Genomic DNA, 21,211 nt, shown 5'->3' with positions numbered 1-21,211 from the left:
TTTATTCTTTTGGGTTTCCGCTGGTAATTATAAATTCAGAACGTCTGTTTTCCTGATTTTGTTCTTTGGTACAATTGGTGCCACATTTAATCTTTAATTCGCTCTTACCTTTACCAATTCCCAATATTCTGTCTTCATTGATACCTTTAGAAATAACGTATTGAACGGTTGATTTGGCTCTTCGGTCTGAAAGCTTATTGTTATAGGCATCTGAGCCTTTGTTGTCGGTATGGCTTTCAACTCTTATCGTCATTTGAGGATATTTGTTCATCAAAGCAACTAACTTATCTAACTCGAACGCTGCTTTTTCGGTGATGTTAGACTTATCAAAGTCGAAATAAATAGGGTCTAATTTAATTTTGCTTAATTCAATTAAATCGTCGAGAGGTAGTAGGTTGATGTTCATGCTGATTTCCTCTTTTCGGGTTGAAGGAATCTGGAGTCGCTTACCCGAGTAACCTTCCGCTACCGCATCGACAGCATTATTGGTATCGCATTCAACAAGAAACTCTGTTAATCCTTGTTCATTAGTTTGTTTCGATAATACTTTATTACCTGCGGCATCAAATAAAGACACGGTTGCATTTGAAATTGGTTTACCGGTTTCATCGTCTTTTACGGTTACTTGAACCAATACATCACAAAGCGGCTGAATTTTTTTGATGGCGTAGATATCGTCGCTGCCTTTTCCGCCTGCACGATTTGACGACACATAGCCAATTTCGGCCTCCTCATCAATAATGAAAGCAAAATCATCTGAATTACTATTTACGGGGACACCTACATTTCTTACATCGGCCATTTCCCCATCAATTTCTATGGTGTAAAACACATCCAAGCCACCTAGGCCTAAATGGCCGTTAGATGAGAAATATAATGTGCCATTACTGCTTATGAAAGGAAACATTTCTTGAACCACAGTATTTACTTTAGGACCCATATTAACAGGAGTGCCAATGCTACCATCATCGTTTATTGCAGCCTTATAAATATCAAAGCTACCGTAACCACCTGGCATGTCTGATGCAAAATATAAAGTTTTTCCATCTGCACTTACACTTGGGTTTTTAACAGAATAGTTTTCACTGTTTATATTGAGGGCTTCAATTCTATCCCAATCTGCTCCAAGTTTGGTAGCTCTAAATAAATGAATGACGCCGGCTTTATCTCTTGTAGTGGAATCTCTCATAAAAACTTGTTCGTAAAAGCTTTCTCTACCAAAATACATAGCTTTGCCGTCCGGGCTGAAAGATACCAGACCTTCATGATGGCGGGTATTTATTTTATCGTTCATTTTAACAGGCGTTTGAAAACTACCGTCGCTATTTTGTGTAGCTGCATAGATATCTAAAAAAGATTCCTGATTCCAACCATATTTACGTCTGTCTTGATTACGGGCTGTTGTAAAATAGAACACACCTTCATGTATAATTCCTCCAAAATCTGAAGATTCTGAATTAATATCTAAATTCTTAATATTAAACTTTTTACCTCTTTCAAGAATTTTTGGCAGGTAATTGGGATTTTCTAGAAAAGCTATTGCTCTTACATCGTTAGGGCGTTTTTCGGCAAATCGTTGCATCCATTCATTAGATTGCTTGTATTTTCCGTTAGATTTTAACATTTGAGAATACTTAAACATCATTTCGGGATCATCACTTCCGGCAAGTGCTTTCGCATACCAGCGTTCTGCTTCAACAGTGTTAAATATGTTGTAATAACATTCTGCTAATTGGCTGTAAACATAATTATCCCCCTTGCCCTTTTCAATAAGTTTGTTGTACTGTTTGGCTGCTTCTACAAACTCTAACCGTGAAAAGTGCTGATCGGCCTTGCTGGTGGCTTCATTTTGAGCTATTAAATTTAAAAAGCTAAATAATGCAACAAATAAAATAATATTATTAATTTTTTTCATAATTGTTTTGGCTTAACTAGTTAGAAAAATCTTGGAGAACGCGAAACTTTTTTCGTGAAATTTAAGTCAAATAACAGCATAAATTCATGAGAAGCCGGTGCAAATGTTCTAATATCCGAGTTTACCGCATCGTAAGCATATCCAATTCTTATAGATGGTGATAGGGCAAAATTAATGAGTCCTGAAAAAGAATCGTCTAACCTGTAAGAAGCACCTAGTTCTAGTTTTTCAAAAAATAAGAAGTTGGCGTTAACATCAAATGAAGTTGGCGCATCAAATGCGGATTTAACTAAAAAAGAGGGTTTGAATTTTGTGTTTTCTGAAAGGTCAAATACATAACCCCCCGATAAGAAATAATGTGCCACTTCAGTTCCGAACTCGGTGCCATTGGCATCCAATTTGACACCACTTAAGATATTTGGCACAGAAAAAGACAAGTAATATTTATCGGTATAATAGAATACACCTGAGCCTATATTTGGCGTAACACCTGTTAGATTTTGAAAGAAAGGGTCTCCAGGATCTATCAAGTCTAGGCTTCCCAATCCGCGATCGTGAAAAGTAGCACCAGCCTTAATACCAAATGCTAATTTATGAACGCCACCTAAATTCAATGTATATGAGAAATCCGCATAAGCATTGGTTTCGTTAATAGGGCCAATTTGGTCTGCAATGACAGACAGTCCTAAACCTATTTTTTCACCAACCGGTGTGTGCCCAAAAAAGGTACCTGTTTTAGGTGCTCCATCTATACCCGACCATTGTGTTCTATATAGCACACCAAATGATAATGCGTCATTAGAGCCGGCGTAGGCTGGATTAATCACGCTCATATTGTACATGTACTGAGTATATTGAGGATCTTGTTGACCGAAAGATTCTACGGCTACCAGCAGTATAAAGGCTACAATTAATTTTTTCATTCTTTTAGTTTGTATTGGTTAGTGAATTAACGGCTAATGTATACCCAGCCACTGTGTTTCTTTACAACTCCTTCTTCTTCGTAAATCATAGTGTAGAAATAAGTGCCTACCGGTAAATTATCTCCTTTATTAGTTTGACCAAACCATTCATCTGTATAGTTCTCTTTGGAATAAAGTAAGGTGCCGTTACGGTTGAATATTTCTAGTTTCGTAACATTAAAACAGCTCAAATCAAATTTGTCATTTAAGCCGTCATTATTTGGTGAAATGCCTTGAGGGATAATACAATCTTCAAGTTCAGCTATTTCTAAGAAATATTTATTTACAATTTCAATCTTGAAATGATTTGAAAATGTAATCTCAGGGTTAGTGATTTTTATTTTTTTTTCAAGATTTTCTGAATTAGGAGATGTAGAAATACGTGCCTCTCCATTGTACCATAAACCAAAAAATAACAGTGCAAATAAATAAGTAATTCTATTCATGTTAAATTAGTTAAATTAGTTAGATAACAGCTTAGCGTGAACTAAGTCATAATTTCTTTACAACCAACATTTTTTTAATCTATTGTAGGTGTATAAATAAGCTCCGAAGATAAAAAAAATGAGCATTATCAGTATGTTAACATTGCTATAATAGATTAAAAGCACGTATCATCGATAAAAAGTTTTAAACCGTTGAACTTTATTTATTTCAGTAAGTTAAATGAGTAATTAATCAATTCATCAATAATTAAACTATTGCTTACCTTTGGGTATTATTTTGATTTATGATAGAAAAGAAAGATATTTCGCTAGAAAGAGTTGTTTTAGTAGGAATTATAAATAAACAACAAGACGAAGAAAAGTCTAAAGAGTATTTAGATGAACTGGAGTTTTTGACCTACACTGCCGGAGGCGAGGTCATTAAGCGTTTTGTTCAAAAAATGGATATGCCCAATCCCAAAACCTTTATTGGAACAGGTAAAATGGATGAGGTAAAGCAATTTGTGGACGATAATGACATAGGCACGGTTATTTTTGATGATGAATTGTCTCCCGCTCAAGAGCGTAACATCAGCAAAATACTTAATTGTAAAATTTTAGACAGAACCAATTTAATTCTCGACATTTTTGCACAAAGAGCGCAAACTAGTTACGCTCGTACCCAGGTAGAATTAGCACAATGCGAATATTTACTGCCAAGATTAAAAGGTATGTGGACACACCTTGAGCGTCAAAAGGGTGGCATTGGTATGCGTGGTCCCGGTGAAACCGAAATTGAAACAGACCGCCGAATAGTTCGAGATAAAATCGCGCTTTTAAAAGAAAAAATAAAAATTATCGATAAACAAATGGCCGTGCAACGGGGAAATCGCGGGCAGTTGGTAAGGGTTGCCTTGGTTGGTTATACCAACGTGGGAAAGTCAACCTTGATGAATGTAATTAGTAAGAGTGAAGTGTTTGCCGAAAACAAGTTATTTGCAACACTAGATACCACCGTAAGAAAAGTAGTGATTGGTAATTTGCCATTTTTAATTAGTGATACTGTAGGGTTTATTAGAAAATTACCAACCCAATTAATCGAATCTTTTAAAAGCACGCTCGATGAGGTAAGAGAGGCTGATTTATTATTACACGTTGTAGATATTTCGCATTCTAACTTTGAAGAACACATAGAGTCTGTCAATAAAATTCTAGATGAAATTCAAAGTAAAGATAAGCCAACCATCATGGTTTTTAATAAGATTGATGCCTACAAACCGGAATACTACAATCCAACCGACTTAGATATTGAACGCACAACGTTGCACTACAGCCTTGATGAATGGAAGCGAACCTGGATGAGTAAAACACAAAACAATGCCCTGTTTATTTCGGCGTTGAATAAAGAAAACCTCGACGAATTCAGAAAAAGAGTCTATAAAGAAGTTAGAGAAATTCATGTACAAAGGTTTCCTTATAACAATTTTTTATATCCAGACGTTGAAGATATTGAATTATAAAAAAAGCCTCCAAATTAAAGGAGGCTTTGTTTTTATAAATGCATATGCTTTTTAAAACTTATAACTTAAACCAAGTGTCCAGAAAGTTTGTAAATCGTTATCGATGTTATCAAATGTTGCATTTGGGTCGCCAAGCGTGTTAACTGCATAATTTAGTGCTTCTTGTCTGCTGTCTCTTAAACCAAAATCAAACCCAACACCTATGGCTTTCCATAATGAGTATGAAAATGAATTAGTCCAGGTCCAGTTAGAAAGGTTTGAACTCTTGTAACTTTGAAACATAGAAAGGTTAGACTTAAAATTAACAGCACCAATAGATCTGGTATAATCGGCCATAATTTTAGCACCAAGTGAAGACTCAAAAATATCACCACCACTGCTAAACACAAAATTGTAGTTGAGCGGGTGTACAACTACCAGTAGGTTTTCAACCGGTGTCCATGTAAAACCTACTCCAAGATCTAGATATCCGGGATCATTAAAATTATTTAAAATAGTAGTTCTATATTCCATCAAAGCCGAAGCAGCTATTTTTTTAGTAATGTTTCTTCCATATAATGAGGATATATTAAAAACATCGGTAGTTGGTTCAAAACTATCGTTGTCATTAGGGTTGTCTTTATTGTCTAATTTAACCCAGTTTAAATTTGTAGTCAGGGCATTTCTCCAGAAAAACTTCTCTTCAATTAAGTTAGCGTAGGCATTAAAGGTAAAACCAATGTTACCTGATGCATTATTTGGTACACCTTGAGCATACCAATTGCTAAATTGTGATAGGCTTCCTCCAATGGTTCCGAAAGCACCAATTCTCCAACCTGGAAAGGCATCTATTTGAGATTGGAGCCCATCTACGCGCGACTGAATGGCGGCGATAGAGTCTTTCTTTTCCTGTTGAAGTGCTTTAAGCTCATCTAAAGTTTGGGCATTAACAAAACCGAAGCTTAAAAGTGTAATTAGAATACCAAGTTTTTTCATTTTATACCAATTTTATTGTCAAATATTTGGCAAAAATAAAATAACTTTTAAAAAATCCTATTTTTATTTTCTTTTGTACAAAGGTACTGATGAACAGGCCTCACCAAACATAATTGATTTCGCAACCGTTTGCAGTTTTTGGGTGAGTTGAACGTAAGCGTTTAAAGGAATAGGTTTGTGAGAACACCCTTTTACAATTACAGGGCAGTTCTCGTATACAGAGACGTCTAATTCTGAAATTAAATCCTGAAAAATAAGTGTTTCAAGAGTTTTCAGATTCCCTTCCACAATTTTTTTGGCGTAAGGTTGAAGATGTACGGTAACCAGCATGAATGCCCAATCGGGAATAATGGCATCATTAGAGCAATTTACAGCAACGAAGCAATTTTGGTATTGAGTCCAATTGTGGTTGGCTAAGTTTGTTCTAAAATCTTTCTCTTTTAACACAATGCCTTCAAACAACCAGTCTTTTAAATCTATAATTAAGCGAAGATTTTTGGGGTAAATTTCCTCTAAATCTATTACCTTAAGTTTGCTTTGGGCAACTCTATTAATAATTTCTTCGGCCATGTTATAACATTCCTAATTCTAATTTTGCCTCTTCACTCATTAAATCTTGAGACCAAGGCGGATCGAAGGTAATCTCTACTTCTGAGGATTTAACCTCGTTGATAGACTTTATTTTTTCTTCAACCTCTAAAGGTAAGGTCTCTGCTACCGGGCAATTGGGTGAGGTTAGGGTCATGAGAATTTTAACGTCGTAATCTTCGTTTACGAAAACGTCGTAAATTAAACCTAATTCGTAAATATCAACCGGTATTTCAGGGTCGTAAATGGTTTTTAAAACCTTCACAATTTTTTCTCCAAGTACTTCAGTATTTATAGTAGTATCGCTCATAATTAGTTAAGTTGTGTTTGGTACGCTATGGCGTATAATTTCAATTGCTTAATCATACTCACCAAACCGTTGGCTCTGGTTGGTGATAAGTGTTCTTTTAATCCAATTTCGTCAATAAATTGGGTGTCGGCGTCAATTATTTCTGCAGGTGTATGATTAGAAAATGCTCTAATTAAAATAGCAATAATGCCTTTTGTGATAATGGCGTCGCTATCGGCTGAGAATACAAGTTTATCGTCTTTCATCTCGGCATGTACCCAGACTTTGCTTTGGCAACCTTTAATGATGTTGTCTTCTGTTTTGTACTTGTCTTCAATTAAAGGCAATGATTTTCCTAACTCTATCATGTATTCGTAACGTTGCATCCAATCGTCAAACATTGAAAACTCGTCTACAATTTCGTGTTGAATTTCCTTAATGGTCATGTTGTAATCTTTTGTTACAAAGTTATAACATATCTTAAGGTTGTAAATACTTTTCGCTAATTGTTAACATCTTATTTACCAACGCGTCTATTTCGGCGGGTGGATGACCTTCATCAAAACTTGAAGAAACGTATGATTTGCCATCTATAACAACACTCACGGTTGTGTGGGCAGCGCCGTCGTATAAGCGTTTTTCGGTTGGGGCTACAAGGCTTTCTAAACCATCTAAATTTAATTGAGCCACCAGTTGCAAAACATCACTCCATTCTTTTTTGTTAAGTTTGAAAGTGTTTATCGCTTTTACATTTGGGTCTTCTGAATACATCATTTGAGCATCTTCAAAAGATATTTCCTTAAAAAAGCCTCTAGAAATAACTTGGTAACTTACTTTCAAATTATTGATATTTTGAGGTTTTCCAGTTTTTGTTTGTGTGCATTCATCTGAAATGATAAAAACCGAAAATAAAGCAATAAGTAATTTCATTGATTATTCTTTACGTTCAATATTCGTGGCTTTTATTAGGGTGTTATTTTGATTGTTAAGCAACATTAAAACACCGTCTTGTATTTGATAGGCGGAAACAGTTTCTAAAGCTTCAAGAAAAGCTTGTTCTAATCCATCGTCATCACAAGCCATTCTTGTGGTGCCTATATTTTCTAATCTCAAATTATTATTTTCTTTGAATATTTTTCCAAAAAGCCTGTTACAACCGGTATTTCCGGTAACCTGATTTTGTTTGGGTGAAAAAGTTAAAACCGGTTCTCTATTAAACGGCTGTTCAAAACTCACAATACCCAAAACCAGCCAGGAGCCATCTTCTAAGTCGATTGGCGTGGGTTGCTCTTCTAGGATTTCAACCAAAATGTATTTAAAAGAAGCAGCATCGGCAGGTGGATTTTTAATGTCTTCACGCTTCACTTTTAAGGTAAAGTCTGTACCTTCTTTATGGGTAAAACCATCGATGCTGTTGTAGAAGTACATCCAATCATCATCTTGATTAAATTTAATTTGAAGGCATTTTTGCGGTGCAACGCCGGTGCAGTCTGCCAACCTTCCGCTAACAAATATGGTTTCGGTTTTATCACTCGAACATGATACAACAATAAAAACCAAACAAATAATAAGTAACCTCATTTGATTAAATTTTTTCTAAAAGTATAATTTTTTAAGAAATGAATGAAGTGATTTAGAATTGAGTTTATTTAACTCAGCATCATCACAGCTTTTTTCAGAGCAGTTACAAACAAGTCTACTTCTTCTTTGGTGTTGTAAAATGAAAACGATGCTCTTACTGTTCCCGGGATGTTGTAAAAATCCATAATAGGTTGTGTGCAATGATGCCCTGTTCTTACGGCAATGCCTAATTTATCCAGAATGGTACCGATATCGTAAGGGTGTATGTTATCCACATTAAACGAAATTACCGAAGTTTTTTCAGCGGCTGTACCGTAAATTTTTAAACCATCTATTTGCAGTAGTTGCTCGGTGGCATAATGAAGTAAGGTAGCTTCGTATTGGGCAATATTTTCAAAACCAATGCTGTTCATATAATCTAGGGCTACACCAAAAGCAATGCCTCCTGAAATATTTGGGGTTCCGGCTTCAAATTTATGAGGTAATCCGGCATAAGTAGTTTTCTCAAAAGTTACTTCTGCAATCATTTCACCACCACCTTGATATGGCGGTAATTTGTTAAGCCATGCTTCTTTTCCGTAAAGCATACCAATACCTGTTGGGCCACAAATTTTATGGGCGCCGCAAACGTAGAAATCTACGTCTAAATCCTGAACATCGGGTTTGATGTGCGGACAAGCCTGCGCGCCATCAATAAGAACGGCCGCGCCGTTTTTATGGCTTTCGGAAATGATATATTTTATAGGGATAATGCTTCCCAAAGCATTGGAAATATGTGTTACAGCAACTATTTTGGGTTGTTTGGAAACCAGCTTATCAAATTCGCTTAAGATTAATTCACCTTTAGTATTCATGGGAATTACCTCGAGCGTAGCATCGGTTTTTTCGCATAGCATTTGCCACGGTACAATATTACTATGATGTTCTAAGGCCGAAATTAAAACAATATCGCCTTTGCCAATTTGGGACTCAAAAGCACTGGCTACTAAATTAATACCATGTGTTGTCCCCGAAGTAAAAATGATTTCGTGCGGATGCTTGGCATTAAAATGTTGTTGAATTTTTTTTCTGGATGCTTCGTAAGCTTCGGTGGCTTCTTGGCTTAGAGTATGAACGCCGCGATGGATGTTGGCATTGTAGTTTTGATAATAGTCAACGATACAATCAATTACCACCTGTGGTGTTTGTGAGGTAGCGGCATTATCGAGATACACCAGCGGCTTGCCGTTGACTTCTCTCGACAAGATTGGGAAATCTTTTCTGATGCGTTCTACGTTTAATTGATGATATGTTGAAGTTTCTACAGCCATTAAAGATCAAATCCTAATTTAACATTCAGTTTTTCTGCGATGAGTTTGGTGATGCGTTGTTTTACCTCCGGAATTTTAACCGAGCTTAATATGTCATTGCTAAAAGCAAACATTAACAGCGCTCGCGCCTCTTTCTCCGGAATACCGCGAGAACGCAAGTAAAACATGGCGCTTTCGTCTAACTGGCCAATGGTGCAACCATGAGAACACTTGACATCATCAGCAAAAATTTCCAGCTGTGGTTTGGTGTTCATGGTGGCTTTATCGCTCACAATTAAATTGTTGTTAGCTTGAAAAGCATTGGTTTTTTGAGCAATTTTATCTACAATTATTTTACCGTTAAATACTCCTGTAGCACTATCACCAACAATACTTTTGTAGTCCTGATGACTTTCGCAATTGGGTTGTTGGTGGTGTACCAAGGTGTTGTGATCTACGTGTTGTTTATCACCAATAATCGTAACTCCTTTTAATGTTGAATTGATGCGCTCTCCGTTTTGGTAAAAGTTGAGATTGTTTCTGGTGAGTTTACCACCAAAAGCAAAGGTGTGAACAGACACGTGGCTCTCTCGTTTTTGACTTATATACGTATTGTCAATAAGCGAAGCCGATTGACGGTCGTTTTGTACTTTGTAATAGTCTACAATGGCGCGTTTATTGGCGAAAATTTCAGTAACGCTATTGGTTAACACCGGATTTTCAGTGAGACTTTGATGTCTTTCAATTACCTCAAGGTGTGAATTTTCGTCAACAATAATCAAGTTTCGCGGTTGTAGCATCAAACCTGTTTCGGTGCCTGTAGCCAGATGTAAAATTTGGATAGGTTTATCAACTAATTTATTCTTTGGAATATGAATGTAAGCACCTTCGTAAGAAAAAGCAGTATTTAATGCCGAAAGCCCTTCGTTTTTTGCCGCTTTGTTGAAATAATTTTCAATAATAATGCGGTATTTTGGTTTGGTAAGGGCAGAAGACATTAGGCAAACATCAATACCATCGTGTGTTGTTTGTGATAGATACGACGAGTATTTTCCATCGACAAATACAATTTTATAAGTGTCAATATCATGCAGAAAATACTGTTTGATATCGCCGTACTGAAGTTTGGGTTCTGTTTTGGGAAATACGCTGTAATCAAATTTTAAAACAGGATTTAGCGAAGTGTATTTCCAGGCTTCTAATTTCTTGGTAGGAAATCCTTCAACTTCAAACTTTTTTATAGCTTCTGTTCTAATATCATGAACCGGCGCATCTACATCTACCTGGTCTTCAAAAGCCATAAACGATGCCACCAATTTTTCTTTTAATTCCATAATTGCTCTTTTTGCAAATAGCGGTTAATATTATGCCGTTACTTCTTCTTTAATCCAGTCGTAACCTTTAGATTCTAACTCATGAGCCAATTCTTTAGTGCCGGATTTTACAATTTTACCGTTGTGAAGTACATGCACAAAATCAGGGACTATATATTCTAGCAATCTTTGGTAATGCGTAATAACAATCACCGCATTGTCTTTAGATTTTAGTTTGTTAACACCATTGGCCACTACGCGTAAGGCGTCGATATCCAATCCGGAGTCTGTTTCGTCTAAAATAGCCAGTTTAGGTTCAAGCATGGCCATTTGAAAAATTTCGTTCCGCTTTTTTTCACCACCTGAAAAACCTTCGTTAAGAGAACGCGACAAAAACTTGCGATTAATTTCAAGAAAATCAGATTTTTCTCTAATTTTCTTTAGCATTTCGTTAGCCGGCATTTCTTCCAAACCTTGTGCTTTACGGGTTTCGTTAATGGCTGTTTTAATGAAATTAGTAACCGTTACTCCAGGAATTTCAATAGGATACTGAAACGATAAAAAGATACCCTTATGAGCGCGCTCTTCAGGATCTAATTCTTGTATATCTTCGTTTTCAAACAAAATACTGCCTTTGGTAACTTCAAACTCATCTTTGCCTGCAATCACCGATGCCAAGGTGCTTTTACCTGAGCCGTTTGGCCCCATAATAGCGTGAACTTCGCCCGGTTTAACTTCTAAATTAATGCCCTTTAAAATGGCTTTATCGTCAATTGAAGCGTGTAAATTTTTTATTTTTAACATGTTATTCTCCTAATTTAATTACGTCTATACTATTTGAATCAGGTTCTTCAACCTTTAAAACTTCTTTAATCTCTACTCTGTATGGCCAGCCTTCTTCATCGGCTGGTTTTTCAAACTTTCGCACTCTTACAGTTACAGGAACCATATCGGTTGCATTGGCTTGAAAGGGTTTTACGGCCTTGTGCAGTTCTTTCATTTGATCGTCAACAACAACACCGTAAATATCTCTGCTGGTTTGAAGAACAGCAGCATTGTCGATATAAATAAAATCGCCTTTCATGGTAATTAAGCCGTCTTCTTTACTGTAAGAAGATGAAGACGAGTCTGTTTTAACATCTTGTTTGCAACCTAATAAAGTTGCAGCTAATACCAATATGGCTACAAATCGTAAAATCATTTTTTATCCTACAGAGCCTTCTAAACTTATTTCTAATAATTTCTGTGCCTCAACCGCAAATTCCATGGGTAATTTATTGAGCACTTCTTTACTAAAACCATTTACAATAAGTGCAATAGCTTTTTCGGTATCGATACCGCGCTGATTACAATAAAATATTTGGTCTTCGCCAATTTTACTGGTGGTTGCTTCGTGTTCTACCTTGGCACTTTTGTTTTTAACTTCTATGTACGGGAAGGTATGCGCCCCACATTCGTTACCCATCAACAAACTATCACACTGCGAAAAGTTTCTGGCATTATCGGCTCGTGCGCTAATTTGCACCAAACCACGGTAGCTGTTTTGTGATCTTCCCGCAGAAATACCTTTTGAAATGATGGTTGATTTGGTGTTTTTACCAAGGTGAATCATTTTAGTACCTGTATCGGCTTGTTGATACTGATTGGTAACCGCAATAGAATAAAATTCGCCTACTGAGTTGTCACCTTTTAAGATGCATGATGGATATTTCCATGTAATGGCACTTCCGGTTTCAACCTGAGTCCATGAAATTTTAGCATTGGTTTCGCACAAACCGCGTTTGGTCACAAAGTTGAAAACACCACCCTCGCCTTTTTCGTTTCCTGGATACCAGTTTTGAACGGTTGAGTATTTTATTTCGGCATTGTCTAAAGCAATTAATTCTACAACCGCGGCGTGTAATTGGTTTTCGTCACGGCTTGGCGCAGTGCAACCTTCGAGATAGCTAACATAACTACCTTCATCGGCAATGACCAGGGTTCTTTCAAACTGTCCGGTACCTGCTTGATTGATCCTAAAGTAAGTAGACAATTCCATTGGACATCTAACGCCTTTTGGAATGTAACAGAAACTACCATCACTAAAAACAGCGCTGTTTAATGCCGCATAAAAATTGTCTTTTGGCGGTACAACACTGCCAATATATTTTTTAACAAGCTCAGGATGTTCTTTGATAGCCTCACTGATTGAACAGAAGATTATACCTTTTTCTGCCAAAGTTTTCTTGAACGTTGTAGCAACTGAAACCGAGTCTATTACCACATCCATGGCCACTCCTGCTAATTTTTTTTGTTCATCAAGAGAGATACCAAGCTTTTTAAATGTGGCTAACAACTCCGGGTCAACCTCGTCAATGCTATTGTACTTAGGTTTTTTATTAGGCGCTGAATAATAGGAAATGCCTTGAAAATCTGGTTTTTTATAACGAACGTTGGCCCACTCGGGTTCAATCATTTCAAGCCAACCTCTAAAGGCTTGCAAGCGCCATTGTGTCATCCATTCGGGTTCTTCTTTTCTTAGAGAAATAGCTCTTACAATGTCTTCATTTAAACCCACGGGAAATGTGTCAGATTCTATATCTGTATAAAAACCGTATTCGTATTCTTTGGTTTTTAATTCTTCTCTTAAATCTTCTTCTGTGTACTTCATAACAAGTTATAAGTTTTATAATGAAAACGATTCGCCACAACCACAAGTGCGATTGGCATTTGGGTTGTTAAACACAAAACCTGAACCGTTCAGCCCACCCGAATATTCTAAAGTCGTTCCAATGAGATATAAAAAGCTTTTTTTATCAACAATAATTTTTACACCGTTATCTTCAAAAACTTTATCTTCTTCTTGGGTTTGGTTGTCAAACTTTAAATCGTATGACAAGCCGGAGCAACCGCCGCTTTTTACACCAACGCGAATAAAATCGGTTTGAGGATTAAAGCCGTCTTCTTCCATTAATTGAACGACTTTTTTCTTTGCTTTTTCAGAAACTTTAATCATAAAATTTAAATAGATTATTTCTAAATAGTATGCAAAGATACAATTTAGCTTGCTAATTTTAACATGGTATAACATTAAATTAGCATATCAGGAAATAACAAAAACTTATTATTAAGATTCTTAAAGAATGACAGTTAATTAAATTTTGTTATCAAATATGTTTAAGAGAAAATCTTTGTGGTTTAAACTTTCTTTGTAAGCTAAATAATCTTCGCATTAAGAGTTGAAAATCGTCGTTTTTAGTAGATTGACTTTCAGAGATAATTAGTTGTTCTTCGGTTGTAGTGTGTCCGCAGCAACGACATTCAATATCATTTGGAAAATTTAACTGATTTGGCTTAAAATAATTATGACCAAATACAGCACAAGGCATGCTGTGTGGTAGGTTAGCTTTCATGGTTATTTTAGATTAGGGACGTGTAAATTATTAATTTGATTTCAAATTACAGACGAAAAACATATATTTTCGATGAAATGCATCCGGATAGTTTTTTGTTTGTTCAATAATTCGTCTGTTAAATTATTTATTCGCTTAATTTTGCAGTATGATAGAAGATAAAAGCTCACAAAGAACACCTTTAAGCCAATTAGGCGAATTTGCCTTGATTGACCATTTAACTAAAGATTTCACATTAAATCAAAATTCATCTGTTTTAGGAGTTGGAGACGATGCGGCTGTAATAAAATGTATCGATGAGAATTTGGTTGTTTCAACTGATATGCTAGTTGAAGGTGTCCATTTTAATTTGGCATATACACCGTTAAAACATTTGGGTTATAAAGCAGTTGTCGTGAACCTGTCTGATATTGCCGCGATGAATGCCACACCTACACAAATCACGGTATCGGTGGCGGTTTCTAACAGGTTTCCGGTTGAAGCACTAGAAGAATTGTATGCCGGTATTCAAACAGCCTGCAATTATTATAAAGTTGATTTGGTTGGTGGCGATACTACCAGCTCTACTTCAGGTTTGATCATTTCTGTAACCGTAATAGGGTTTTCTAATTCTGAAAACTTAGTTTACCGAAGCGGCGCTAAACCCAACGATTTGTTGGTAGTTACCGGAGATATTGGTGGCGCTTACATGGGTTTACAAGTGTTAGAGCGAGAAAACGAAGTTTTTAAAGTAAACCCCAACAATCAACCCGACTTATCAATGTACACTTACATTGTTGAAAGGCAATTGAAGCCCGAAGCCAGGACAGATATTGTTGAACTACTTAAAAAATTGGAGGTGAAACCAACTGCTATGATTGATATTAGTGACGGATTATCTTCAGAAATTATTCATCTTTGTAAGCGAAGCAAAACCGGGGTTGACTTATTTGAAAATAAAATTCCTTTAGATCCGCAGGTAATTTCAACTTGCGAAGAGTTTAATTTAGATAGTACAACAATCGCCTTAAGTGGAGGTGAAGATTATGAATTGTTAATGACCATTGATCAAAAAGATTACGATAAAATTAAAGGCAACCCAAATTTAACAGTTATTGGTTACATGACAGAGCCATCAAAAGGGATGCATTTGGTAACCAGAGGCGATACTAAAGTAGAGTTGATTGCTAAAGGATGGCAATCGTTTTAAACCAAATTTTAAAAAGCTAGTTTTCTTTCCTTTTTTACGCGATACATGCGTTGTAAAGTGTTGTTAATTTCTTTGCGCTTGTCATTAAGAATTGTCAATTGGCCGTTGCTGGATGTAGTAACTTGGTGTTGACAGTGTTTGCAGGTGTATTCTTTAACATGTTCTGTGACATCCTTAGACAGAACATAGTCATGACCATAAATGGTGCAGTGAACTGATTTCATAATTTTAAAGTTAGCTATTAGTTTAGAGGACTCTAAAATTAGAAATTATTATGTTCACGCAATATTCCTTAAAGGATAATTCGACGAAGTGAACGATTTGTTCTTTAAACGCATCATTCTGTTGCGGTATATGCGCTCAAGGTCTTTATTGATTTCCTGAAATTTTGGTGTTAGCTCTGTTAAATTGCCTTTGCTATCGGTGGTTAATTGATGATTACAGCAACTGCAAGTATACACTTTTACATGGGAAGTTACCTTTTGAGTCACTTTGTATTTATGACCTAAAAGGTCGCATACAAACTTAAGTGCGTTTTGTTTTGAAGTAGCGTTTTTCATAATGGGGTAATTTAGAATGCTTAAATCTACTTAAAATCACTGATTAAGACGTCTAAAAGCTATAACTTTTCGACATAATGTTTAATAATGTAAGATAATTCTTCATTATTTTCTAAATAACTCATATGGCCGCCTTTAAGTTCATAACATGACAACAGTTTGTTTTCGCAAATTTTATTTAAATGTTTGTGGTCAATTACATTATCAAACTTGCCTTTTACCAACAAATTATGAGTTGCATTACTTAAAAAAACCTCAGTTAAATCGGGCCTTATTTTCATGCCTTCTAAAGCGGCAATAATTCCTTGAACGCTTGTTTTGTGTGCTTCATGAATAGTTTGAGCAATCACATTTTTTAGCTTTAAGTGATTGTCTTCCCAAAATAATTGTTTAATCGAAGCAGAAATAAAACTTTTTTTATGCTGTTTAACCGCTACTATTGCTCTTTCTCTGTTTCGTTTCTTTTCATCAGAATCGGCTGCCGGGGTTGAATTAATAAGTCCGATGCCGATAACATTCTGCCGATATTTTTCGGCAAAAAATAAAGCCACATAACCACCCATAGAGTGACCAAAAACTACATATCTTCTTAATTTAAGATTGTTGAGAATAGCTTTTACGGTATCGGCCATATCGCTCATGGTGTGGAGATAAGACAGACACGGTGTTTTACCATGACCGGGCAAATCCACACAAACAACCCGATATTTTTTAATCAAATCAACCTTGATACAATTCCACATTTGGAGATTTTCTAGAAAACCGTGTAAAAACACTAAAGTGCGACCTTTACCTTCATCTGTGTAATGAAGTTGAATGCCTTTATATTCCAAATATTTAGACTCCAAAAGGCGACGTTTTAAGCATTCATGATTTCCTCAATTTCATCAGCTTCAATAGGAATGTTTCGCATTAAATTAAAAGGTTCACCGCTGGCTCTAACCACCACATCATCTTCAAGCCTTATTCCAAACCCTTCTTCTGGAATATAAATACCGGGTTCTACCGTAAATACCATGTTGGGTTCAATAGGCTCATAAAGTAAACCGTAATCGTGGGTATCTAAACCAATATGGTGGCTTGTGCCGTGCATAAAGTATTTTTTGTAGGCAGGCCAGTCAGGGTTTTCGTTTTGAACATCGGCTTTGTCAATTAATCCAAGTCCCAACAATTCCGAAGTCATTAATTTACCAACTTCAACGTGATAAGATTCCCAAAATGCGCCGGGAACCAACATTTTGGTGGCTTCATTTTTAACCCGGTTTACTGCATTGTAAACTTCTTTTTGTCGCTTTGTGAATTTTCCGGAAACAGGAATAGTTCTGGTCATATCAGAGCTGTAATTGGCATACTCTGCAGCAACATCCAATAGTAATAAATCGCCCGTTTTACATTGCTGATTGTTTTGAATGTAATGCAAAACATTAGCGTTATTTCCTGAAGCAATTATGGGCGTATAGGCAAATCCTTTTGAGCGGTTTCTTAAAAACTCGTGGATAAATTCAGCTTCAATTTCATATTCCCAAACACCCGGTTTTACAAAGTTGAGAATACGTCTAAAGCCTTTTTCGGTGATATTGCAGGCGTGTTGCATCAAATCAATTTCAACCTGTTTTTTAACAGACCGTAATTTTTGTAAAATGGGATTGCTTTTAGCAACCTGATGTGCTGGATATTTATTTTTGAGCCATTTAGTAAAGCGGTCTTCACGTGTTTCGGTTTCAACTTTAGCTCTGTAATGTTCGTTGGTGTTGATGTAAACTGTGCTGCATTGGGTCATTAATTCAAACATGACCTTCTCAAGGTCTTGCAGCCAGTAAATAGTTTTGATGCCCGAAGTTTCGAAGGCCATTTCTTTGGTTAGTTTTTCACCTTCCCAAACCGCAATATGGTCGTTGGTTTCTTTTAAAAAGAGAATTTCTTTGTGTTTTTCTTTGGGTGCATCAGGAAAAATCACCAAAATACTTTCCTCTTGATCAACGCCACTCAGATAAAAAATATCGCGATGTTGTTGAAAAGGCATGGTGCTATCTGCGCTTATGGGATAAATATCGTTTGAGTTGAAAACAGCCAAACTATTGGGTTGCATTTGAGTAGCAAATTGTTGACGGTTTTCTATAAAAAGTGAGTTTTTGATGGGAGCGTATTTCATGATAAATAGTTTAATTGATATACAAATGTAAGGATGTTAAAAGGATTACTTATTTGGAAGAGAAAAAAATTCCACTTCACTTTGTTTACTAAGCTCTTTTCTGTTTAATTAAAAAAATTAACAAAATAATAAGTTTAGAAAAAATTCTTAAATTGTAAATTCAGCAACCTAAATAATTAACCAACATGAAACGTTTATCATTTTTTTCTTCTGTTTTTTTCTTGTTTGTTTTCAGTGTTTTTTCACAGCCAAAAGCAACACCCGCTCAGGATATTGAAAAGTCGCTAATTGAACTCGAAAAAGCAGCTTCAACATCTATTGTAAAGCAACTTCCTTTTGAAAACATTGGCCCTTCTGTTATGAGTGGCCGTGTGGTTGACCTGGCCGTGAATCCTGATAATCCAACAGAATTTTATGTGGGTTACGCTTCAGGTGGCGTTTGGCATACTACCAATAATGGCACCACCTTTACCCCAATTATGGATAACAGTCCTACTCAAAATGTGGGTGTTTTGGCCGTTCACTGGCCTACCAGAACTATATGGGTTGGTACCGGTGAGAATAATTCGTCTAGATCCTCTTATGCCGGTATTGGATTGCTAAAATCCTCTGATAACGGTAAAACCTGGCAAAACATGGGTCTGCCCGATTCTCATCACATAGGCAAAATAGCCATTAATTCGGCTAATCCAAATGAAGTGGTCGTTGGCGTCACAGGTCATTTATATTCACCAAACAAAGAACGCGGTATTTATAAAACTTCCGACGGCGGAAATACCTGGCAACAAACTTTATTTATCGACGAAACCACTGGAATAATTGATTTACAATTCAACCCTAAAAATTTCAACGTTATGTACGCAGCGGCTTGGACCAAAGACCGAAAAGCCTGGAATTTTGACGGTAGTGGTAATAATTCCGCAATTTATAAAAGTACTGATGCCGGTGCCACATGGACTAAAATTTCTGTTGAAAAAAGCGGTTTCCCAACGGGAGATGGCGTGGGTAGAATTGGCTTGGCTGTTTATAATGATGATATTTTGTATGCCATTCACGACAATCAATTCAGACGACCAAAATCTTCGGAAAAATCAAAATCTACCGGTTTGCAAAAAGACGATTTTAAAAACATGTCTAAAGACGCTTTTTTAAAGTTGGATGATAAAGAGCTCAATAATTTTTTAAAAGCCAACGGTTTTCAGGAAAAATACCGAGCTGAAAATGTAAAAAATCTCGTGCGAAACGACAACGTAAAACCGGCCGATTTAGCAACTTATCTTGAAGATGCCAATTCTCTTTTGTTCGATACAGAAGTGATAGGAACAGAGATTTACAAAAGTACCGATGGCGGACAAACATGGGCAAAAACGCATAAAGACTATTTAGATGGTGTGTATTACAGTTACGGCTATTATTTTGGACATATTTATGTGTCTCCGGCTAATCAAGATCATATTTATTTTTATGGGGTTCCCATTTTAAAATCTAAAGACGGCGGAAAAACCTTTAAAAGCATGGATGCCGAAAATGTACACGTAGATCATCATTCACTTTGGATTAATCCCCAAAACCCTAATCACTTGATTAATGGCAATGATGGCGGTGTAAATATTACTTATGATGACGGAAACAATTGGATTAAAAATAATTCGACCTCTGTGGGGCAATATTATTACATTAATGTCGATAACCAAGAGCCTTATAATGTTTACGGAGGTTTGCAAGACAATGGCGTTTGGGTTGGCCCACATAATGCCAGGAATGATTTTAGATGGCATCAATCCGGAGATTATCCTTGGAAATCTATCATGGGTGGCGACGGCATGCAAGTACAAATAGACAATCGAAATCCCAACATCGTATACACCGGATTTCAGTTCGGAAATTATTTTAGAATAGACCGCGAGAAAGGCAGTCAAACTTATATACAGCCTAAGCACGAGCTTGGCGAAAGTCCGTATCGATTTAACTGGCAAACACCCATTTTACTGTCTGCGCACAATCAGGATATTTTGTATTACGGCGGCAATAAATTAATGCGCTCAATGGATCAGGGTAACAACTGGCAAGCCATAAGTCCAGATTTAACCAAAGGCGGCAAAAAAGGTAATGTGGCTTATGGAACCTTAACCACCATAAGCGAAAGTCCGTTCGAATTTGGATTAATCTACACAGGTAGTGATGATGGGTTAATTTATATCACCAAAAATTCGGGAGCGAGTTGGGACAATATTTCTAAAAATTTACCCCAAGATTTGTGGGTGAGTCGCGTTGTGGCTTCCCAACATAAAAAGGAGCGTGTGTATGCTGCCCTAAATGGTTACCGATGGGATAATTTTGAAGTTTATATTTACGTGAGTGAGGATTACGGAAATACCTGGAAGTCTATCACCAATGGTATTGCACTATCGCCAGTAAACGTCATTAAAGAAGATCCCGAAAACGAAAACATTTTGTATGCCGGCACTGATAATGCTGCTTATGTTTCTTTTGACAAAGGTGAGAATTGGCATATGTTTTCAGAAGGATTGCCAAAAGTTGCCATCCATGACTTGGTAATTCAGCCTAAGGCCAAACACTTATTACTTGGAACACACGGGCGCAGTATTTACAAAGCAGACATTAGCAATTTGCAAAGCTTTAAAGCAGATATGCTTACTACTTCTACTACAGTGTTTAATTTGGATGAAGTAAGATTTTCACCACGCTGGGGTTCGCAACGCAGTTCATGGTCTGATGCCTTTGAGCCTAATATTCAAGTGTCGTTTTTTAGCAATTCAGAAGAAACCAAAACTATTACCATTTTAAATGAACAGAATGAGGTTTTATTTACGCAGAAGTTTGATTCTCAAAAAGGTTATAACGTTTGGAATTACAATTTAAAGGTAGATAACGAAGCGGTTAAAAAATTAAAAGATAATAATGTTCACACAGGTGCTAATGGTGGCCTATATCTTAATAAAGGAACTTATATAGTAAAAATTGGAGATTCTAGAACTACGATAACTATCAAATAATGCTAAATACAAAACTACATCAGTGCATTGTTTTTATCAATTAT

Annotated in this window: 23 protein-coding genes; 3 read left to right on the top strand and 20 right to left on the bottom strand. The window is 36.4% G+C overall.

Going from position 1 to position 21,211, the window contains the following annotated elements; genetic code table 11:
* Nucleotide 1 precedes the first annotated feature (1 nt).
* From FJ651_RS04620 to FJ651_RS04610, 3 genes are read right to left on the bottom strand one after another with little or no spacing between them, the layout of a single operon-like run.
* On the bottom strand, nt 2–1,915 hold the full coding sequence (locus tag FJ651_RS04620; RefSeq protein WP_140989245.1) for an OmpA family protein: 1,914 nt from the start codon (nt 1,913–1,915) through the stop codon (nt 2–4).
* 20 nt (nt 1,916–1,935) lie between these two features.
* Nucleotides 1,936–2,838, bottom strand: coding sequence for a PorP/SprF family type IX secretion system membrane protein (locus FJ651_RS04615; protein WP_140989244.1), 903 nt, complete (start codon nt 2,836–2,838; stop codon nt 1,936–1,938).
* A gap of 26 nt (nt 2,839–2,864) precedes the next feature.
* Nucleotides 2,865–3,323 (bottom strand): T9SS type B sorting domain-containing protein, encoded by a 459-nt coding sequence (locus FJ651_RS04610; RefSeq protein ID WP_140989243.1) that lies wholly within the window; start codon nt 3,321–3,323, stop codon nt 2,865–2,867.
* Between the two features lie 284 nt (nt 3,324–3,607).
* Between FJ651_RS04610 and hflX the strand changes: the two genes are divergently transcribed.
* Nucleotides 3,608–4,822 (top strand): GTPase HflX, encoded by a 1,215-nt coding sequence (gene hflX, locus FJ651_RS04605; protein ID WP_140989242.1) that lies wholly within the window; start codon nt 3,608–3,610, stop codon nt 4,820–4,822.
* A 51-nt stretch (nt 4,823–4,873) separates the two neighbouring features.
* On the opposite strand, the gene FJ651_RS04600 is transcribed toward hflX, so the two are convergent.
* The 13 genes from FJ651_RS04600 to FJ651_RS04540 form a co-directional block, all read right to left on the bottom strand.
* A complete protein-coding gene (locus FJ651_RS04600) occupies nt 4,874–5,797 on the bottom strand; it encodes a DUF3078 domain-containing protein (protein ID WP_140989241.1) in 924 nt (307 codons plus the stop codon).
* A 63-nt stretch (nt 5,798–5,860) separates the two neighbouring features.
* Nucleotides 5,861–6,367: a DUF2480 family protein gene (locus FJ651_RS04595; RefSeq protein WP_140989240.1), complete on the bottom strand. Its 507-nt coding sequence runs from the start codon at nt 6,365–6,367 to the stop codon at nt 5,861–5,863.
* A gap of 1 nt (nt 6,368) precedes the next feature.
* A complete protein-coding gene (locus FJ651_RS04590; protein ID WP_140989239.1) occupies nt 6,369–6,695 on the bottom strand; it encodes a DUF59 domain-containing protein in 327 nt (108 codons plus the stop codon).
* Between the two features lie 2 nt (nt 6,696–6,697).
* A complete protein-coding gene (locus FJ651_RS04585) occupies nt 6,698–7,120 on the bottom strand; it encodes a SufE family protein (protein ID WP_140989238.1) in 423 nt (140 codons plus the stop codon).
* Between the two features lie 34 nt (nt 7,121–7,154).
* On the bottom strand, nt 7,155–7,604 hold the full coding sequence (locus FJ651_RS04580) for a hypothetical protein (protein WP_140989237.1): 450 nt from the start codon (nt 7,602–7,604) through the stop codon (nt 7,155–7,157).
* A 3-nt stretch (nt 7,605–7,607) separates the two neighbouring features.
* On the bottom strand, nt 7,608–8,255 hold the full coding sequence (locus FJ651_RS15700; RefSeq protein WP_216746080.1) for a DUF4377 domain-containing protein: 648 nt from the start codon (nt 8,253–8,255) through the stop codon (nt 7,608–7,610).
* 68 nt (nt 8,256–8,323) lie between these two features.
* Entirely contained in the window at nt 8,324–9,565 is a 1,242-nt protein-coding gene (locus FJ651_RS04570; protein ID WP_140989236.1) for an aminotransferase class V-fold PLP-dependent enzyme, read from the bottom strand.
* A complete protein-coding gene (gene sufD, locus FJ651_RS04565) occupies nt 9,565–10,878 on the bottom strand; it encodes a Fe-S cluster assembly protein SufD (RefSeq protein WP_140989235.1) in 1,314 nt (437 codons plus the stop codon). The genes FJ651_RS04570 and sufD overlap by 1 nt, the downstream gene beginning before the upstream one ends.
* Nucleotides 10,879–10,908: 30 nt before the next feature.
* Nucleotides 10,909–11,661 (bottom strand): Fe-S cluster assembly ATPase SufC, encoded by a 753-nt coding sequence (sufC, locus tag FJ651_RS04560; RefSeq protein WP_140989234.1) that lies wholly within the window; start codon nt 11,659–11,661, stop codon nt 10,909–10,911.
* 1 nt (nt 11,662) lies between these two features.
* A complete protein-coding gene (locus tag FJ651_RS04555) occupies nt 11,663–12,058 on the bottom strand; it encodes a hypothetical protein (RefSeq protein ID WP_140989233.1) in 396 nt (131 codons plus the stop codon).
* Nucleotides 12,059–12,061: 3 nt separating this feature from the next.
* Nucleotides 12,062–13,507 carry a Fe-S cluster assembly protein SufB gene (gene sufB / locus FJ651_RS04550; RefSeq protein ID WP_140989232.1) on the bottom strand — a complete coding sequence of 482 codons (1,446 nt, stop codon included), beginning with the start codon at nt 13,505–13,507 and terminating at the stop codon, nt 12,062–12,064.
* A gap of 15 nt (nt 13,508–13,522) precedes the next feature.
* Nucleotides 13,523–13,852, bottom strand: a complete 330-nt coding sequence (locus FJ651_RS04545) for a HesB/IscA family protein (RefSeq protein ID WP_140989231.1) — start codon at nt 13,850–13,852, stop codon at nt 13,523–13,525.
* A 151-nt stretch (nt 13,853–14,003) separates the two neighbouring features.
* The gene (locus FJ651_RS04540; protein WP_140989230.1) at nt 14,004–14,249 is read right to left on the bottom strand and encodes a hypothetical protein; all 246 of its coding nucleotides are present in this window, start codon (nt 14,247–14,249) and stop codon (nt 14,004–14,006) included.
* 148 nt (nt 14,250–14,397) lie between these two features.
* Here FJ651_RS04540 and thiL point away from each other — a divergent pair, with 148 nt between their 5' ends.
* Nucleotides 14,398–15,438 carry a thiamine-phosphate kinase gene (gene thiL / locus FJ651_RS04535; protein ID WP_140989229.1) on the top strand — a complete coding sequence of 347 codons (1,041 nt, stop codon included), beginning with the start codon at nt 14,398–14,400 and terminating at the stop codon, nt 15,436–15,438.
* Nucleotides 15,439–15,446: 8 nt separating this feature from the next.
* Here thiL and FJ651_RS04530 read toward each other — a convergent pair whose 3' ends face one another.
* Genes FJ651_RS04530 through FJ651_RS04515 form a run of 4 tightly spaced genes read right to left on the bottom strand, consistent with a single transcriptional unit; the run spans nt 15,447 to nt 18,150 of the window.
* On the bottom strand, nt 15,447–15,662 hold the full coding sequence (locus FJ651_RS04530) for a hypothetical protein (RefSeq protein ID WP_140989228.1): 216 nt from the start codon (nt 15,660–15,662) through the stop codon (nt 15,447–15,449).
* A 54-nt stretch (nt 15,663–15,716) separates the two neighbouring features.
* A complete protein-coding gene (locus FJ651_RS04525) occupies nt 15,717–15,998 on the bottom strand; it encodes a hypothetical protein (protein WP_140989227.1) in 282 nt (93 codons plus the stop codon).
* A 59-nt stretch (nt 15,999–16,057) separates the two neighbouring features.
* Nucleotides 16,058–16,846: an alpha/beta hydrolase gene (locus FJ651_RS04520; protein ID WP_140989226.1), complete on the bottom strand. Its 789-nt coding sequence runs from the start codon at nt 16,844–16,846 to the stop codon at nt 16,058–16,060.
* An 11-nt stretch (nt 16,847–16,857) separates the two neighbouring features.
* A complete protein-coding gene (locus FJ651_RS04515) occupies nt 16,858–18,150 on the bottom strand; it encodes an aminopeptidase P family protein (protein WP_140989225.1) in 1,293 nt (430 codons plus the stop codon).
* Nucleotides 18,151–18,335: 185 nt separating this feature from the next.
* Between FJ651_RS04515 and FJ651_RS04510 the strand changes: the two genes are divergently transcribed.
* Nucleotides 18,336–21,167 carry a WD40/YVTN/BNR-like repeat-containing protein gene (locus FJ651_RS04510; RefSeq protein WP_140989224.1) on the top strand — a complete coding sequence of 944 codons (2,832 nt, stop codon included), beginning with the start codon at nt 18,336–18,338 and terminating at the stop codon, nt 21,165–21,167.
* The last annotated feature ends 44 nt before the right edge of the window (nt 21,168–21,211 follow it).

The sequence above is a fragment of the Paucihalobacter ruber genome (assembly GCF_006494535.1).
Classification (GTDB): domain Bacteria; phylum Bacteroidota; class Bacteroidia; order Flavobacteriales; family Flavobacteriaceae; genus Paucihalobacter; species Paucihalobacter ruber.
Note: the sequence above shows the minus strand (reverse complement) of the source record. Positions and strands in the feature narration are given on the sequence as shown.